This window comes from Chryseobacterium sp. 2P, assembly GCF_059579425.1.
This window is the reverse complement of record NZ_CM184194.1, coordinates 3,679,105-3,697,104: the sequence shown is the minus strand read 5'-3', so window position 1 is coordinate 3,697,104 and position 18,000 is coordinate 3,679,105. Positions and strand designations below refer to the sequence as shown.

The window sequence follows — 18,000 nt, the reverse complement described above, 5'->3', positions numbered from 1 at the left end:
AAATTTTAAGGGTTTAAATAAACAATAATTACATATCCGCATTTTTTCTAAACTTGAAAAATCTTTGTGAGCTTGGCTGAGTAGAACGCCTTTGCGAACTTAAAAATATACATCGAGTTTTAAAAAGAAAATCTTAGCGCACTTTGCGTTAAAATAACAGCAGATATTAAACAGAGTATTTATTAAAATATGGCTAGCAAAATACTTACTTTCGGTGAAATCATCATGCGGCTTTCCCCTCCCGGAAACAGAACCATGAAGCAGAGCCATGAAATGGAATTTTTCTTCGGCGGAACAGAACTTAATGTCGCTTCTTCATTGGCAACGATGGGATGCGAAGTAAAACATGTAAGTGCAGTTTCGGATGATTTCGTGGGAGAATCAGCTTTATCTTTTGTCAAAAGTTTCGGAATTGATACCAATTTTATTTCTAAAAATGAACATCCTTTAGGTTTGTATTTCTTAGAAGTAGGATCATCGGTTCGGGCAAGCAGAATTGCGTATAACCGTTTAAATGGTTCATTTGCCAACATAGAAGCAGAGAAAATCGACTGGAAAAAAGCTTTGGAAGACTGCGATTATTTTCACTGGACAGGAATCAGTCCCGGAATTTCAAAATCGGCTTATGAAAGTCTCAAAGAAGGTTTACATACCGCTCTTGAATTAGGAATCGAGATTACGACCGATCCGGCTTACCGTTCCAACCTTTGGAAATACGGAAAAAACGGAAACGAAGTGTTGAAAGAACTGGTTTCTCTATCAACCATCTTTATTGGTGGCGTGAACGAAATCAACGAAATCTTAGAAGCTCAGTTTTCATCCGATAAAGAAGGTTTTTTACAAGCCTGTGAAGAATTAAAAAGACAATGTCCGTCCATTCATAAAGTTTTCGACAAAATAAGAATCGGGGTTACGGCGAGTTCTCAGCAAACGCAGGGAAGAGCTTTAGTCAATGGAAATTATTTTGAAACCAAGTTCTTAGAAATAGACAATGTAGTCGACAGAATCGGAACAGGAGATGCTTTCGCGGCAGGTTTAATTTATGGCTTAAAAAATTTCGACGATGAAAAGGCTTTGAATTTTGCGAATGCAGCTTGTGCGATCAAACACACGATTTTAGGAGATATCAACTATTGCAGCGCAGAAGACATTCTTGAAGTAATGGCAGGAAATTCCGGAGGAAGAATTAAGAGATAATAGTTTTTAGTTGCTGGTTTATAGTTTATAGCGATTCTTTTTAGAATTAAATCAAAAAACTTTGTGATCTTATTTAAGTGAAACGCCTTTGCGAACTTAAAAATATACATCAAGTTTTAAAAAGAAAATCTTTGCGGACTTTGCGTTAAAAATATACAGCACACCAAAGGATAGATTTTACGCTATCAAAAATTATTTTTAAACAAGATAATTCAACAAAATGACAAAAATTCAAACCGTTACCAACGCCATCGTTAATCAGGGGATTTTACCGCTGTATTATAATGATGATGAAACGGTAACTTTAGATATACTGAAATCGCTTTACAAAGCAGGAATTCGGGCAGTAGAATATACCAGCCGCGGAGAATCTGCATTAAGCAATTTTAAAAAAATGATAGAAGTCCGAGATTTAGAAATACCGGAAATGCTTCTGGGAATCGGAACCATTAAAAATGTACAACAAGCGGAAGAATATTACAAAGTGGGAGCAGATTTCTTTATCAGTCCGGGTTTTGTAGCTGAAGTTGCTGCATTTTTAATTCCGAAAGACGTATTGTACAGTCCGGGTTGCATGACGCCGACTGAAATTATCGCCGCAGAAGCCGCAGGAGTAACATTTATTAAATTATTTCCCGGAAATGCTTTAGGAGCAGGGTTCATGAGTGCCATTAAAGATGTATTTCCCAACCTGAAATTCATGCCGACTGGTGGAGTAGATATCACGAAAGAAAGCATTGAAAGCTGGTTCAAAGCCGGAGTTTCTGCTGTAGGAATGGGAAGTAAACTCATCAGCAAAGATTTGATGGCTGCTAAAGATTACGTAACCATTGAACATGAAACGAAGAAAGTTTTGGAAATCATCCAGACTTTAAAGTAATAATGAAAAATAACGCAATACATAGCTTCGCTGAGTGAATAGTTTATGCTGAGCTTGTCGAAGTACCTTTACGAACTTAAATATACATGAAGTTTAAAAAGAAAATCTTTGCGCTCTCTGCGTTAAAAAAACGCATCATTAAAAATTAAAACAAAAAATAACTAAATTCTAAACAAGTATGAGTTCAGTTAAATCTATTAAACCAAGTGCATTCAGATGGACGATATGCTCGCTGCTGTTTATTGCGACGACCATTAATTATCTGGATCGGCAGGTTTTATCATTAACATGGAAAGATTTCATTGCTCCGGAATTTCACTGGAACAATAACGATTACGGAAATATCACTGCGCTGTTTTCCATTTTCTATGCCGTAGGAATGCTTTTCGCAGGGAAATTTGTCGACTGGATGGACACCAAAAAAGGTTTCCTTTGGGCAATCGGAGTTTGGTCAGTCGGTGCAGTTCTACACGCTTTTTGCGGAATCGCTACCTCAGGAATTCTTACCGGAAATTGGTTTGCAGGTTTTCAGGGATCTAAAGAATTGATTTCTACAGTTTCCAATACTTCTGCGATCATCAGTACGAGTGTAACTTTGTTCATTTTCGCTCGTTTTGTTTTGGCGATTGGTGAAGCGGGAAATTTTCCGGCAGCTATTAAAACAACCGCAGAATATTTTCCTAAAAAAGACAGAGCTTTTTCTACAAGTATCTGGAATGCGGGAGCAACGGTGGGAGCTTTGGCTGCACCCGTTACAATTCCTTTTATTGCCAAATCGATGGGTTGGGAATGGGCGTTCATCATCATTGGAGCTTTAGGATTTGTATGGATGGGACTTTGGGTATTTTACTACAAAAAACCGCATCAGCATCATAAAGTGAATGAACATGAGCTTACCTATATTAATCAGGATCAGGAAGATGCTGCTGTTGAAGAAAATACGGTAACAAGAGAAGAACGAAAATTCACATTCAAAGAATGTTTCAGTTATAGACAGACTTGGGCATTTGCTTTTGGAAAATTCATGACGGATGGTGTTTGGTGGTTCTTTTTATTCTGGACTCCGGCGTATTTAAGTTCCGTTTACAAAATGGATTCTACACAAAGTGCCTTTCCTTTATTTGTATTGTATATGATCACTTTATTCTCCATTATCGGAGGATGGCTTCCAAAATATTTTGTTGAAAAGAAAGGAATGAACGCCTATTCAGGAAGAATGAAAGCCATGTTGATCTTCGCATTTTTTCCGCTTTTGGCACTTTTGGCACAGCCTTTAGGTTCAGTAACATACTGGATTCCTGTTTTGATTATCGGAGTTGCCGGAGCTGCACATCAGGCTTGGTCGGCAAATATTTTCTCGACGGTCGGCGATATGTTCCCTAAAAAAGCCATTGCTACCATTACCGGAATTGGCGGAATGGCAGGCGGAATCGGTTCTTTTTTAATTAATAAATCTTCAGGAGTTTTATTCGATCACGCTCACAAAGCTTGGACAACCGTAGACGGAGTTCCTTTGCTGGAAAAATATCCTCAATACATCAACGAAAGATTACCGGATGGTTTTTTTGAACAATTGGAAAAATCCGGCGCAATCGTTAAGGACGGAATTGATAAAGGCTACATGATTATTTTCTCAATCTGTGCCGTAGCGTACCTTATTGCATGGACAGTAATGAAAATACTGGTTCCGAAATATAAAGTCATTAGCAAATAAAACTAAACCTATAAGGTTTCAAAAACCTTATAGGTTTGGCAAAGTACCCTTATCCAAATAAAAACTCTTAGTAATCTTATTGAAGTGAAACGCCTTTGTGAACTTAAAAACAGTCAGTAGTCAAAAAAACTTTGCGGACTTTGCGTTCAAAACCAAAAATCACCGCAAAAAATTAAACCATTAAGAATAGATAAGAAGTTAAGTAGAATTAAGAATTTGCCAGCAAATTAAAGGCAAGCTTAAGAAATTTATTTCTCTTAACTAATCTTAACCCCTTAATCAATCTTAATGGTTAAAATATATAGAAAGTAAATAAACTCTTAGTGATCTTATTTAAGTGAAACGCCTTTGTGAACTTAAAAACAGTTAGTAGTCAAAAAAACTTTGCGGTCTTTGCGTTCAAAATCAAAAATCACTGCAAATAATTAAACCATTAAGAACATTTAAGTAATTAAGAAAATTAAGAATTTAAACAAAAATAGTAGAGATTTAAAAGGTCAAAACAGTTTAGAAAGTCTTACTAAGATCGCCTTTGCCGAGTGAAACGCCTTTGCGAGCTTAAAAACAGTCATTAGTCAAAAAATCTTTGCGGACTTTGCGTTAAAAAAAAAATTATTGAGATTTAGCAGAATTAAAAACGCAATTTAATTCAAATTAGAAAAATGGAAAATCAGACAAAACAAAAATTAAATCGTGAATTAAATAATACTCAGGAAAAACTTCCCATTAAAATCGTTCAGTTTGGTGGCGGAAATTTCATGAGAGGATTCACAGATTATGTAATTGATAAATTAAATAAAGAAACCGACTGGAAAGGGGGGATTGTCAACTTACAGGCAACACCAAACGGCTCTATTCAGAAAATGGAAGAGCAGGATAATTTATACACCCTTTTCACGAGAGGAATTAAAAAAGGAAAAATTATTGATGAAAAGCACATCATTTCTGCCATTCAGAAATCAATTAATCCTTATACCAATTACGATGATTTTTTAGCTTTGCCGAAAGAAGAAGAACTGGAATTTATCTTTTCCAATACCACGGAAACAGGAATTGCTTTTGATGAAACGGAAACGTCTTACCAAGGTCCGCACAAGAATTTCCCTGCGAAAGTAGCGGTTTTACTTTACGAAAGATTTAAATACTTCAATGGAGCGGCTGATAAAGGACTGAGAATTATTCCTTGCGAATTAATTGAAGACAATGCATTTGTTTTAAGAGATAGTATCATCAAATATGCCCAACTCTGGAATTTAGAAGATGCATTTGTGGAGTGGATTCATCAAAACAATTATTTCCATAATACTTTGGTCGATAGAATTGTTCCGGGTTATCCGAAAGATGATGCAGAATCTTATGAAGATCGGCTGGATTATGAAGATCAGATGATGGTGGTTTCAGAAACATTCCTTCTTTTTGTCATTCAGGAAGCCGGAAATTTAAATGACAGAATTCCCTTCAATAAAATCAACGAGCAGATTTTGGTGGTGGATGATATTCAGCCATACCGCTTAAGAAAAGTAAGAATTCTGAATGGCGGTCATACTTTAATGTTGGCTCCGGCAATTTTATCGGGAAAAGAAACGGTTAAAGAATCTGTGGATGACCAATTTATCGGAAAGTTCCTGAAGGATGCCATTTTTAATGAAGTGAATCCGACCTTAGGCTTAGATGAAACTGAACTGAAAGAATTCGCGGAAGAAGTTTTCGACCGTTTCAGAAATCCTTTCATCAAACATCATTTGGCAAGTATTGCTTTATATTTTGTATCTAAATTTAAAGTAAGAGTATTGCCAAGTTTACTTACCTATGTTGAAAACAACGGAAAATTGCCGGTAAATCTTACCTTTTCATTGGCAAGTCTCATCAGATTCCATCAGGGAAGTTTCGGCGAAAAAGCGCTTCCTTTAAATGATGATGAAGGAATCGTTGCTAAATTCAAAGAAATCTGGGCAAACGAAGAATATGAAAAAGTCGCTGAATTGGCACTTTCTGAAAAATCTTTCTGGGATAGAGACCTTACTCAGATTGAAGGTCTGAGAACAGCGGTGTCAAAGGCATTGCATGAAATCGATCACAATGACATGGAAACTGCGTATAACAATTTTGTAGAATTCAATTCTTAAAAAATCATGCAAAAGAAAATCCTGAAAGTAAATCCCAAAGACAACGTTATTGTAGCGCTGCTGGATTTATCTGCCGGAGAATCGGTACATCTTGACGGTGCAGAATACACGTTGACAAAAGATATTAAGGCTAAACATAAATTTGCTGCTATAGATTTTCAAGAAGAAGATCAGATCATCATGTATGGTGTCATGGTCGGAAAAGCTAATCAATCCATTAGAAAAGGTGAGGTAATTACAACCGAAAATGTAAAACACCAAAGCGCAAAAGTAGAAGGCAAAACTGAAACTTTAGGCTGGATTCCCCCAAATGTTGACCGATGGAAAGACCGTACTTTCATGGGATACCACCGTGAAGACGGACAAGTGGGAACGGAAAACATCTGGCTGTTTTTCCCTTTGGTATTCTGTGAAAACAAAAATATCGAAACGCTGAAAGATATTTTTGAAAAAGAGCTGTTACACGAAAAAGCGAGTAAACATCAGCTTTTATTAAGATCATTATTAAATGGTGGCGAAACCTCTGATACTGCAGTGGAAGAGGAAGAAGATACCAGAGTATTTAAAAATATCGATGTAAGATTCATCACGCATCAGGGCGGTTGTGGCGGAATTCGTCAGGACGCGGAAGCATTGGGAAGGCTGTTTGCAGGATATGTGAACAACCCGAATGTTGCCGGTGCTACGGTTCTCAGCTTAGGCTGTCAGAATCTTCAGGTGCAGATTTTTATGGATGCGCTTCACGCTTTGGCGCCCGATAATAAAAAAACGATTGTTGTTTACGAACAGCAAAAATCGGGAACGATTGATGAAATGCTGACTGGCGTGATCAAAGATTCTTATGAAGGAATTAAACAGGCTAATAATATCGAAAGAAAACCTGCCCCCGTCACAAAGCTGAATATCGGTTTGAAATGTGGCGGTTCCGACGGTTTCTCCGGAATTTCTGCAAACCCTGTTTTGGGTGAGGTTTCGGATATTATGGCGGCAGTTGGCGGAACAACGATGCTTGCCGAATTCCCTGAATTGTGCGGAGTAGAACAGGAGTTGGTGAACCGTTGTATCAATGATGAAGACGGTGTGAAATTCCTTAAGCTGATGAAAGATTTTGAAAAATCTGTTGTGGCGGCAGGTTCAGGTTTCGATATGAATCCGTCTCCCGGAAACATCAAAGACGGTTTGATTACCGATGCCATGAAATCCGCGGGAGCGGCTAAAAAGGGTGGTTCTGCTCCGATTGTTGAGGTTCTTGATTTTACAGAATACGCGACAAAACCGGGACTGAATTTGCTTTGTACCCCCGGAAATGACGCCGAATGTACAACAGCTTTAGTCGGTTCCGGAGCAACAGTCGTCCTTTTCACCACAGGTCTCGGAACACCGATGGGAAATCCGATCGCTCCGGTAATTAAAATTTCTTCAAATACTATTTTAGCTGAAAAAATGTCTGATATTATCGATTTCAATGCAGGAACGGTCATCAGCGGAGATAAAACCATTCCTGAAGCAGCAGACGAACTGCTCGAATACATCATTAAAGTGGCAAGCGGTGAAGTGAAAACCAAAGCCGACTTACTGAATCAGAATGATTTCATTCCATGGAGACGAGGAGTCTCTCTGTAATGATTTACTTATATTAAATATTAGGGTTGAAAATGCTTCCTGCTTATGTGGGGAGCATTTTCTTTTTTGATCAGGCTGAAAACTTTGTATATTTAAAATTCTTACTAATTAGAAATTTATGATATTCAAGGGCATAAACGGTCAAAATGTGGAATTTCGATTAATTCCGTTCGATCCCAAAGAGTTTGAACTTATGACTGGTATTAAACTTGAGGACGATTATGAGCCGTATGATGTAGGTTTTAATCTGATAATTGGGAATAGAGATATGCTAGCAAATATACTTATTTCTGATGTTGTAAAGATTGTTGACTGGTTCGAAGACCTTTTAAATAACAAAGATGTTGATTTAAAGCTTTCCGTTTATCACGGTCAATTAAGTTTTGATTTGTTAAAAAATGATTTTGCTAAAAAGATTATTAGAATAACAAACGACGGTTCAGTACCCATTCCCGGTGTTGGAGGATATTCAGGGAATTTGAATGAAATTTTAAAAGCATACTTTGTTGAATGTGAAATGGATGGAAAAGAACTGGAAACAATTATAATGGATTTAAAAAAAGAATTGTATCATTCTTTAAATAGGAATTAGACTAATTCAGAAGTTTTACAGACCAATTATTTTAAGTATTAGCGTTGAAATGATTTCTGCTTCCGCGGAGAGAATTTTCTTTTCGTTCATAATCTTTAAAATTTCGATTTTATATAAAACACTTGTAAGTGATTTAAAAATTTTATACCTTAGTAATCAGCAAATTAAAAATATTCATTATGAAAAATCTAAAAAAATTAAAAAGAAGTCAGCTGGTGCTCATCAGCGGCGGCGACGTTGCGTATGCAGTCTGCGACCTGGATGGAAACTGTCCACCCACTGTAGGATCTTATTACTGTAACGATGGTATATGCTACAGAGTAACCGGCGGCGGTGGAGGTGGCGGCGGATGGTGTAATGAGCCACTTCATCTTTGCCAGGAATGGGAAACAGGTTGCGGATGTGTTTACTAGCAAATCTTTGGTAAAAGTAAAGCGGTTTTTTCAACCGCTTTTTTTGTTTTATAATATTAATCAAAAGATGAGGTGTACATTTTAGATGTTTATCAATTCTAAGTTTTGTTCAATGATCTGCCTTTTCGTCCTTTTTTCGGATTCCTTTAGCGTAATAATATGAGAAAGCTTATCGATTAATCCATTTTCAGAATTTTGTGAGAAAATGACTTTAATTTTGTCTTCACCTTTTCTGCGGTTTTCAGTTTCATGGATAAAAAGTCTGAATAATTCCATTTTCCACGCTTCCTCCATATAATCAAACTCTTCCAAAACCAAAAGAGAATTATTTTCTGAAATCCAATCCCGGTGAAAATCTAAGATTTGGTTTCCGCTATATTTTTTTGCTTCATACCACGGTTGATAAAGCTGTTCCTTTTTTACAAAGTCTGAATATTCATGGAATAGTTTCATCCCAGCCGGAAACCTGAAGGTTTCATAATTTGTATTTTCAATAATATAACCGACGAAATTTTGCCTTTCAGTTTCAGATTTTCCTACAATTAAAAGGTGCTTTTTATCTAATATTTTGAGTATTTCATGTTTCATGTTTCATTTTCGTTGAATCATCTAATGATTTAATATTTTATTAGAATGTTATAAAATTTAAGATATCATTTTTATTATTTCTGTAACTAGAACTTGCTTTTCTTTGTCATTCAGGTTAAAGTTGTTTCCATCACGTGCATATTGAACCAGATGTCCATCCTGCTTACACCATTTTATCATTCTGTTAATTCCGCTTTTGGTAATTATTCCCTGATCATTTTCAAACTTTGGAGGTGAGGAGAGATGAATCAGTTTAGCATAATTTTTCAGAGCAATCACTAATCTGCGATCCTCATCTTTCTGCTGCAAACCATATTTTATAAAATGAGTTTGATCAGCACATACGGCTTTAATTTGTATTCCGTCAAATTCCGTCTGATCATACTCATCAAATATCCACCAAAGATATTCTTTACCATCCACAGAAATTCTATTTTTATTTTTTTTGCTTATTGCCATTATTTAAGATTTTTCCAGATTTATTTTCCTAATCAATTTTTATTACAAAAGTATCATCATGTCTAATTAATATTTCCGGTCTTTCGAGTTAATAGCACGGATTACAAATCCGTGCTTCATTTATCTTTTTTGCTATATATAGTAACGGATTATTAGTTCGCGACATCGGGATCATAATTTTTCTGTTTTCTATAATGCGGTCTGCAACTGTTTTTAAATCTGCAGCTAGCTGCACGGGTTCAGTGGCATTCGATGTGTAAATTGTTTCAGGTTCATCGGGGTTCATTCTTCTCCAGGACATAGTTTTTGTTTTTAGGTATTTTTAATTGATGTTTAAAACTATCATTAATTGCCAGATATATAAAGGGATTTTTCAAGGCCGATGCGAAAAGGAGAATAGACCCAGAGTAAAATCTCCGGTTTATCAAGTTGTTTTTCAATATCTTCTTTTTTTATATTAGAAGAGGGAACATTTACTTCACGAAGTTTGGGAAATGTATTCAAAAGACTGAAATCAGAGATTTTATGATTAGAAAGATTCAGGCGTTCCAGATTTTTTAGCTTTTCCAGACCTTCCAGACTTTCAATGTAATTTTCTGCCAGATCAAGTGTTTTTAAATTGATAAGATGATCCAGTTTGGATATACGGGAAATCTCACAGCGACTAAGATCAAGTTCTTCAAGGTTGGGTAGGTTCTCAAAAGCGATTACATTTTCAAAATTGTAGCATTCACAAATCAAAACTTTTAATTTATCTAATCCACTAAAATCTATTTTTTGTTCACCATAAATACTCACTTTAAGTTTCTCAAGATTTGGAAATTTATTTAACAATGCTACGGGAACTTCGCAGTCTTTTTCAATTTTTAAGTCTAATATTTTTAATTGCTCTAATCTGGGTAGTTTATTGATGATTTCTCCCTTCACAATAAGTTTTTCAAGTGCAGGTAACAGAGCGAGATTTTCCAGATCACCATCATCACTTAGAGTAAGTGTCTGTAAGGATTTGAGATGTCCTAATCCTTCAAAATGAAAATTATTAAATGTAGATAACCATAAATTTTCAATATTTTTCAGTTCTTGTAAATCCAGTGTTATAGGCTCTGCAATTTTACGGTTTTGTTTTTCAATGGTGAGTTGAAGTTTTTTAAGGGATTTTATCGACAAAATATCCTGAGCAAGTTCGAGACTGCGTGTTGAGGTTTCAATTTTTTCTAACGCAGTAAAATGTTTTAGTTCATCCTGATTTTATTCCAATCAAAAGCATTAAAAGCTTTTAAAAATCCTTTCAGTGGTAACAATTTTTTGACGTCTATATAATGATTCTTTTTATCAGGATGGTGGGCATCGAATTCTATATCTTCCAGCTTTGTAAAATATTTGAAAGCTTTCTGATTTTTAACCTCCGTGTGTTCAAATCTAATCTTTTGAATTTGTGGTGCTATTAATGAATAATCATTCAGATCAATAGAACATCTGTTAAAATAAAGTTCATTTAATTTTGAAAAATTTTCTAAATAACCTGTATTGGTGAGGTTGTAATCTTCTATCATCAAATGTTTGATATAAGGGGCTATTGATGCCAGAAGTTTTGTATCAAAATTTTGGATAGTCCAGTCCGGATCCCAACCAAAATTCGGTGGTTGTCTCGAGATCACACATCTCTCCAGCTCAAAGGGTTTTATATCATGATCAGGAATAATAAGATCATGAATTTTTATATCAGGGTGTAAACCTAGTTTTTTTAAATCAGGGAACTGACAGATACTTTTTAAGCTCTCTATTTCACAATTGTGTAAAGACAAATTACTTACCCCATTTGAAATTGGGATGAAGAGATTAAAGTTCTTCAACTTCATATTCTCAAAATCTAAAAAAGTAAATTTTCCTTTATTTCGTTGATATTGAATGTCGCTTTTTGCCTCAATGAAATTGGTGTCATTGATTGTAAGACTATATAAAGCAGGAAAAAGATTTAGTTCCTGAATATTATTAACTGTACCTTTAGTAAAGGTAACATATTCCAGATGATTGGAAACAGGCAGGAAAAATCCGGGATGTGGAAGATTCATCTCTTCCAGAATTAAACATTGAAAATGACCGTGTGAGGTTTTGGCTTTTGATATGTCAGGATCGAAAGTTGCTTCAATGGAACATTTTCTAAGCGTGAGGTATTGCAGGTTTATTTTGTCAATATCCTCCAGACTGGCGATGGAACATTCTGTTAATGTCAAATAATGAATTTTGTCAAAAACAGGCTCAAGTGCAGAGAAATCTTCAAAATGTAAGTTCGAGAGATATAAATCATTATAGCCATCATAATAAGATTTTCCGCTCTTTTTTATTTTTCTGTCCCATTCTTCAAATTTGATATTAAGGGAATCTTCAAGTTTTTGGGTAATAGTTTTAGGATCACTCATATTTTTAAATTAAGCTAAAATTAAGCTCGTTTTTATTACTTATATTTTTTTTAGGTTGTGTTTTTAGTCAATAACTATTCGGAAAGGAGTAGAAGGTCTGTAGTACCAGATTGCCACTTCTGGGTTGTCGAGCTGTTTTTCGGTATCTACTTTTTTTATTTTGTTCCTTGCCAGATTGGCTTCACGAAGCTTGGGGAGCTTATTCAATATACTGATATCGTAGATTTTGTTATCATAGAGGTTCAGGCGTTCCAGATTTTTCAAGTTTTCTAAACCATCGATGTTTTCAATTTCGTTTTCTTCCAGATTTAATGTTTTTAAATGGGTAAGATTATCCAGTTTAGTTACTGTGGAAAGTCCGCAATAACCTAGATCCAGTTCCTCAAGTTTGGGAAGATTTTCTAAAGATACAATGCCATCAAAATCGCTTCCAAAGAGTGTAAGTATTTTTAATTTTTCCAGATTGCTGATGTTTATTTTCTGTTCTTCTGATGCCCTTAAATCAAGTTTTTTAAGATTGGGAAATTTATCATGTAAATTTATCTCACAATATTCTCCTCTGCTGTATAATTTAAGTACTTTTACCTGCTCTAAACGAGGGAGTTTATCGATCGCATTTACCTCAATAAATAGTTTTTTAAGTGACGGCAACTGCGCTAAACTTTCCAGATCGCAATCATCATCTAAAATAAGCTTTTTCAAAGATTTTAAATGCCCGATTCCTTTAAAATAAAAATCTCCAACGGTACCCAAATGTAATTTTTCCACGTTTTTCAGATGGTGCAAATCCAGAATAATGGGCTCAGTAATTTCAGTTTCCTGTTCTTTAATATAAATATTCAGGTCCAGATTTTTAAGAGATTCCATAGACAGTATTTTCCGTGCAAATTCTACAGATTCAGCGCTGATATCAAGCTCTTCTAATGTAGTAAAATTTGTTATCTGATCAATGTTCTGAATGACCTCAGTATTCCAAAGAATAATTTTCTTTAAACTTTCTTTTAAAGGCAAAAGCTTCTCAAGATCTATTAAATTTCGATCTTCAGGACGATCTACTGAAACTGTTATCTTTTCGAGTTTTGTAAAATATTTGAAAGCGTACTGATTTTTTATTTCGGAAGTATTAAAATAAATCCGCTTAATTTGTGGTGCCACAGATAAATAATCTTCCAGATCTACGGTGCATTTTTCAAAATTGAGTTGATTTAACTTTGGCAAATGTTTCAGATAATCTGTATTGATCAGTTTGTATCCTTCTACTGTCAGATTTCGGAGATAAGGGGCTGCAGAAAGGAGCAGTTTTGCATCAAAATCAGGCTGTACCACATCCGGAGTCCAGTCATAAAATGATACAAATGACTGAATAATGCATTCTTTAAGTTTAAACTGTTTTGAATTATCATATTCAGAATTGGGATCATTGATTTTTAATTCAGGATCAAGATGAAGCCTTTTCAGATGTGGAAACTGACTGATGTTTTTTAAGCTGTCCAGTTCGCAGTCGTATAATTTTAAAACAGTTATTTCTTTCAACACAGGAAGATACGAATCGAAGTTTTTCAATTTCATATTTTCAAATGTCAGCCAATTGAGTTTTTTTATGGAATCCTGCTTATATTGAATGTCGTTTTCAGACGTAATAAACTGACTATTATTTATATTTAAGTAATATAAGGAAGGAAAAAGATTTAATTCGTAAACATTGCTGACGGTACATTCTGTAAATGTAATATCATGAAGATATTTGGAAACAGGTAAGAAAAATCCTGGATGCGGAACATCCATATCTTCCAGATATATACTTTCAAAATTCCCCTTAGTTGTATTAGCTTTAGATACGTCCGGATCAAAAGTTTCTTCCATTGAAATTGAACATTTTTTCAGAACAAGGGTTTCCAGTTTTTTCATGCGATGCATATCGTTGGCATTGGCAATAGAACATTCTGTTAATATCAGTGTATAAAGTGTTTCAAAAACAGGTTCGAGTGCGGAGAAATCTTCAAAATGCAGGTTTGAAAGAGATAAATAATTTAATTTGCTTGAAATATAGCAAGAATTTTCATCTTCTTTCTCTACTTTATCAAATTTGATGTTGAGAGTATTCTCTAATTTGCTTATAATAGTTTCGAGGTCGTTCATGGTTTTAATTAAAGGCTGATTTCTGGTATTATATAATGTATAAACCGAAAAATAATTTCGTTAAAAATAACCAAATATACAGTAACATCGGGGCGATAAATATATTATTTTGTAATAATTTTTTCTGCATTTTTTCCAGACAATTTTTGCCATAAAAACGTTTTTCGCATATCTTTTTATTTTCAAAGTTGTTTAAAGTAAAATGCTAGAAAACTCTATAGAGTTTTATCTGTGTAGAAAACATATTCGCAAGGCATTCTGCGTTCCGCAGGAACGCTATCTTTAGAAAATTTATCGTATTTAAGATATCAATCCTATGGATTGATTGACGAATTTATTCTTATTTCTACACAGATTCTGCTCCTAAAGGAGCAACCTCTTTTTACTTTAAACATCCTATTCATTAAAATACATTGCATAATCGATGTGGCTCTTTATTTTTTTCTTACAACAGAAGTTTTTTTAGAATACTCAATGCCGTTTTATGATACTTCTTTCAATTTTTATTCTGGCTCTCGGTATTTTTACTTTAGCACAGCGTATTTTTAGTTCAGCGCAGTACATTTTTATCATTGCTCCTTACATTTTTGTTACTACTCCCTGTATTTTTATTCAAGTTCTCGGCATTTTTACTTTAGCACAGCATATTTTTATCATTGCTCACTACATTTTCGTCATTGCTCACTACATTTTTGTTGTTGCGCACTATATTTTTATTCATGTGCTACATATTTTTAGTGTACTACAGTTGATTTAAATAGTAAACTTGTCTAAACTTTTTTACCGAAAAAGAGGCAAAAGATTGTAACACTTTAGGGGTTTAAGTTTACTGCTTAAATTGAAAAAAGAACATATAAATTCAAACGTCTTCAAAGAGAAAAAATCTTTGAAGACGTTTGAAATACTTTAAATAAATCCAATAAAGTCTTTTGTCTTTTTCGCGGTTACATCTAAAATGAGTTTAAGCAAACTTAATTGGAAAATCTTTCAGACCGCAAAAGCTGAAGCATACACTTCAGCCTGAACTTTGAAACTTTTTTCAGTGGTCAATAATCAGCCGGTGATGTTTAGAGACTGAATAAGTCCGTCCTCCAATTTTAAATGATAGGATAAAACAATCGGGCTGCCCGGAAAATTACCGGATACCTCAGCTTTCAGGATTTCTTCGGTCTCAGAATAGGCTACAGGAGCCATGACAGCCTGATATTTTTCATTGGCTTCTTTTATCCATTCCTGAATTTCTTTTTTTCCCGTATGTGTTTTTCCTTCGTCAAAAACTACTGCTGTTTCAGAGAAACACTCGGCATAAGCAAGGCTGTCGAAATTATTCTGTGCCTCTACAAGATCTGTTATTACTTTTGGTAAATTCATTGTATTATTTTTTTAGATGATTAAACTGTAGGTATCGTACCGCCATCGATTACAAATTCGGTTCCTGTTAAATAATGGGCTCTCGGTGATACCAGAAACCCCACCAGTTCTGCCACTTCTTTCGGCTCGGCAGGTCTTCCGAAAGGAATTCCGCCCAACGCATCCATCACACTTTGCTGTGCTTCCTCTACAGTACTGTTCGAGTTTCTGGCAATTTCACCAAGCCATGCTTCCGATGCTGTCGTATTGATCCAGCCCGGAGAAACCGTCATTACACGAATACCTTTAGGAGTCACTTCGTTTGATAAACTTTTACTGTAGTTTCTCAATCCTGCTTTTGCGGCTGCGTAAGGCAGAGTGGAATCATAAAGCGGCAGTTTAACCTGAATGGATGCGATGTGGATAATAACACCGCTTTTTCTCTCGATCATCTGCGGTAAAAATCCTCTGTCCAGACGTACAGGAGCAAAGAGATTGGCCTGAAAAGTAGACTCCCAGTCTTCATCCGATAATGCGGCAAAACCGCCTGCCGGTGTAGATGAACCGCCAAGGTTGTTAATAAGAATATCCAGCTTTCCATAAGCTGAAAGCACTTCCGTGATTACTTTCTGTATACCTTCCGGTTTGCTTAAATCTGAAGGAATGAAATGCAGATGGCTGTTTTCTTCCTCCGGTGCGTTTCTTGCGGTGATGATAACCGTTGCACCTGCCTGCAAAAGTCTTTCTGCAATAGCTTTTCCGGCTCCTTTTGTACCTCCTGTTACCAATGCAGTCCTGCCGGATAACTCGTTGTTGAAATTAAATTGTTCCATTTTTAAGAATGATTTATAGGACAAAATTGAGGGATAAAAACAGTTTGTACAAGTACGGAAAACCGATTCATATAGGGATAAATTTTTCCCCTATTGTATGTTTTGGTACATTCATCTAAATTTGTTATATGAGAGAAAGAAAAATTCCACTGAATCTTAATTGCGGTCTGGATCTGATCGGCGAAGTGCTTTACGGGAAATGGAAAATCCGTTTGCTGTGGTTCATTAACGAAGGTTATAAGCGCCCAAGCGAACTGCAGCGCAAAATTCCCGATGCTTCCAGAAGAGTTCTGAATATTCAGCTGAAAGAGCTGGAAGATCATGAGTTGGTTTCCAAAATGATCTATCCGGTTGTTCCCCCGAAGGTTGAATATTCACTTACAGAGTTCGGGAAGACTTTAATTCCGGTAATTGCAGCTTTGGGCAATTGGGCAGATACACACGAAGAACACCTGCGAAACGTTATAAAAAAGACGGAATTACTGATTGATGAATAGTCCCTTTATTTTTTACGAAAGAACGGGTATTTAGGAAGATCATATCATTTTTTACTTCCTCTTCGAAGATTTCCTGATATGAAGCTGAGGAGCCAGTACTACTTTTTTCTCGATGGAAACACCAAAGCTGTTTTCCTTTACACTTTCGATAAAAACCTGTCCTGCCATTTTCCCCATCGTGACCGGAGTCTGGTCTACAGAACTGATCGGAAGCTCCATAAACTGGGTGAAAGGCTCATTCGAAAAACCAATAACGGCAACTTCCTGAGGAATTTTGATGTTTCGTTTTTTTAGTTCCTGACAGGCACCCAACGCAGCAAAATCACTGGACGAAAAAATGGCATCGGGAACAGATTTTCTGTCCCATAGTTTTTTTATAGCATCGATTCCTGCATCCACAGAACTTTCTGTTATAACGATATTTTCTTCCTTCACCTTAAAATCATGATCCGTAAGAGCCTGTTTGTAGCCGTTCAGACGGTTCTGGTAAATTTCAAGATTAAGGTCACCGGCGAAATGGCAGATATTTTTATAGCCCTCTTTTATAAGATGTTCAGTCGCAAGATACCCGCCGCGATAATCGTCAATCGTCACGGTGCTGATTCCTGAAATGTCTTTTTTACGGTCGAAAAAGATAATCGGTGTATTTGAAGTATCCAGAATACTTTGGATATGTTCTGTATTTACCGTGGTTTTGGAAACCGAGATGAAAATTCCGTCCACCTGTGCATTCAGCAGCGTATTAAGCTGTCTTTTCTCGATGTTAACATCCTCATGACTTTGGCAGATGATGACATGATATCCGAAAGGAGAAAGTTCTTCCTCAATTCCGCGGATCACGGAAGAGAAAAAATTGGTATTTACGAAAGGTACGATGATTCCTACATTCTTTGTTTCACCACTTTTTAAGGCTTTGGCAAGATTGTTCTGCTTATAGTTCATCTCTTTGGCAGTTTTTCTTACCAGTTCCTTCGTTGCCTCACTTATTCTCGGATGATCGTTCAATGCTCTGGAAACCGTTGCCACACTTACATTTAGCTTCTTCGAAATATCGTATATCGTGGCATTTTTTTTATTCATAAAAACTTTTTTCAGGATAATCGTGTATTTCAAAACGAAATACCTTATTGAGGTAAATTTAATCAAATTATGCAGATTAGAAAGCAATT

The 18,000-nt window shown here is 35.6% G+C and carries 16 protein-coding genes; 8 read left to right on the top strand and 8 right to left on the bottom strand.

From position 1 onward, the window contains the following. The first annotated feature begins 189 nt into the window (after positions 1–189). From AC52CF_RS16910 to AC52CF_RS16880, 7 genes are all read left to right on the top strand, one after another. The gene (locus AC52CF_RS16910) at positions 190–1,197 is read left to right on the top strand and encodes a sugar kinase (RefSeq protein ID WP_290261957.1); all 1,008 of its coding nucleotides are present in this window, start codon (positions 190–192) and stop codon (positions 1,195–1,197) included. A 220-nt stretch (positions 1,198–1,417) separates the two neighbouring features. Then, on the top strand, positions 1,418–2,077 hold the full coding sequence (locus AC52CF_RS16905) for a bifunctional 4-hydroxy-2-oxoglutarate aldolase/2-dehydro-3-deoxy-phosphogluconate aldolase (RefSeq protein WP_290261954.1): 660 nt from the start codon (positions 1,418–1,420) through the stop codon (positions 2,075–2,077). A 178-nt stretch (positions 2,078–2,255) separates the two neighbouring features. Continuing rightward, complete coding sequence (locus AC52CF_RS16900; RefSeq protein ID WP_290261951.1) at positions 2,256–3,791, top strand: MFS transporter; 1,536 nt, start codon at positions 2,256–2,258, stop codon at positions 3,789–3,791. 662 nt (positions 3,792–4,453) lie between these two features. Then, positions 4,454–5,917, top strand: coding sequence for a tagaturonate reductase (locus AC52CF_RS16895; RefSeq protein ID WP_290261949.1), 1,464 nt, complete (start codon positions 4,454–4,456; stop codon positions 5,915–5,917). A 6-nt stretch (positions 5,918–5,923) separates the two neighbouring features. Further along, entirely contained in the window at positions 5,924–7,540 is a 1,617-nt protein-coding gene (locus tag AC52CF_RS16890) for a UxaA family hydrolase (protein WP_496517420.1), read from the top strand. A 118-nt stretch (positions 7,541–7,658) separates the two neighbouring features. After that, positions 7,659–8,132: a WapI family immunity protein gene (locus AC52CF_RS16885; RefSeq protein WP_496517419.1), complete on the top strand. Its 474-nt coding sequence runs from the start codon at positions 7,659–7,661 to the stop codon at positions 8,130–8,132. 179 nt (positions 8,133–8,311) lie between these two features. Beyond that, a complete protein-coding gene (locus AC52CF_RS16880) occupies positions 8,312–8,545 on the top strand; it encodes a hypothetical protein (RefSeq protein WP_496517418.1) in 234 nt (77 codons plus the stop codon). A gap of 81 nt (positions 8,546–8,626) precedes the next feature. On the opposite strand, the gene AC52CF_RS16875 is transcribed toward AC52CF_RS16880, so the two are convergent. From AC52CF_RS16875 to AC52CF_RS16845, 7 genes are all read right to left on the bottom strand, one after another. Next, on the bottom strand, positions 8,627–9,133 hold the full coding sequence (locus AC52CF_RS16875; RefSeq protein ID WP_290261939.1) for a hypothetical protein: 507 nt from the start codon (positions 9,131–9,133) through the stop codon (positions 8,627–8,629). 57 nt (positions 9,134–9,190) lie between these two features. Beyond that, positions 9,191–9,592 (bottom strand): hypothetical protein, encoded by a 402-nt coding sequence (locus tag AC52CF_RS16870; protein WP_290261936.1) that lies wholly within the window; start codon positions 9,590–9,592, stop codon positions 9,191–9,193. A 345-nt stretch (positions 9,593–9,937) separates the two neighbouring features. Next, complete coding sequence (locus tag AC52CF_RS16865) at positions 9,938–10,759, bottom strand: leucine-rich repeat domain-containing protein (RefSeq protein WP_496517417.1); 822 nt, start codon at positions 10,757–10,759, stop codon at positions 9,938–9,940. Positions 10,760–10,824: 65 nt separating this feature from the next. Next, positions 10,825–12,012, bottom strand: coding sequence for a hypothetical protein (locus tag AC52CF_RS16860; protein WP_496517416.1), 1,188 nt, complete (start codon positions 12,010–12,012; stop codon positions 10,825–10,827). Positions 12,013–12,075: 63 nt separating this feature from the next. After that, on the bottom strand, positions 12,076–14,151 hold the full coding sequence (locus tag AC52CF_RS16855; protein ID WP_290261928.1) for a leucine-rich repeat domain-containing protein: 2,076 nt from the start codon (positions 14,149–14,151) through the stop codon (positions 12,076–12,078). A gap of 1,053 nt (positions 14,152–15,204) precedes the next feature. Then, the gene (locus AC52CF_RS16850; RefSeq protein ID WP_496517415.1) at positions 15,205–15,522 is read right to left on the bottom strand and encodes a nuclear transport factor 2 family protein; all 318 of its coding nucleotides are present in this window, start codon (positions 15,520–15,522) and stop codon (positions 15,205–15,207) included. Between the two features lie 20 nt (positions 15,523–15,542). Beyond that, positions 15,543–16,334, bottom strand: a complete 792-nt coding sequence (locus tag AC52CF_RS16845; protein ID WP_496517414.1) for an SDR family oxidoreductase — start codon at positions 16,332–16,334, stop codon at positions 15,543–15,545. Positions 16,335–16,462: 128 nt separating this feature from the next. Between AC52CF_RS16845 and AC52CF_RS16840 the strand changes: the two genes are divergently transcribed. Next, entirely contained in the window at positions 16,463–16,831 is a 369-nt protein-coding gene (locus tag AC52CF_RS16840) for a winged helix-turn-helix transcriptional regulator (RefSeq protein WP_214588602.1), read from the top strand. 51 nt (positions 16,832–16,882) lie between these two features. Here the strand turns inward: AC52CF_RS16840 and AC52CF_RS16835 are convergent, their stop codons facing one another. Next, positions 16,883–17,911, bottom strand: coding sequence for a LacI family DNA-binding transcriptional regulator (locus AC52CF_RS16835; RefSeq protein ID WP_496517413.1), 1,029 nt, complete (start codon positions 17,909–17,911; stop codon positions 16,883–16,885). Positions 17,912–18,000: the final 89 nt, after the last annotated feature.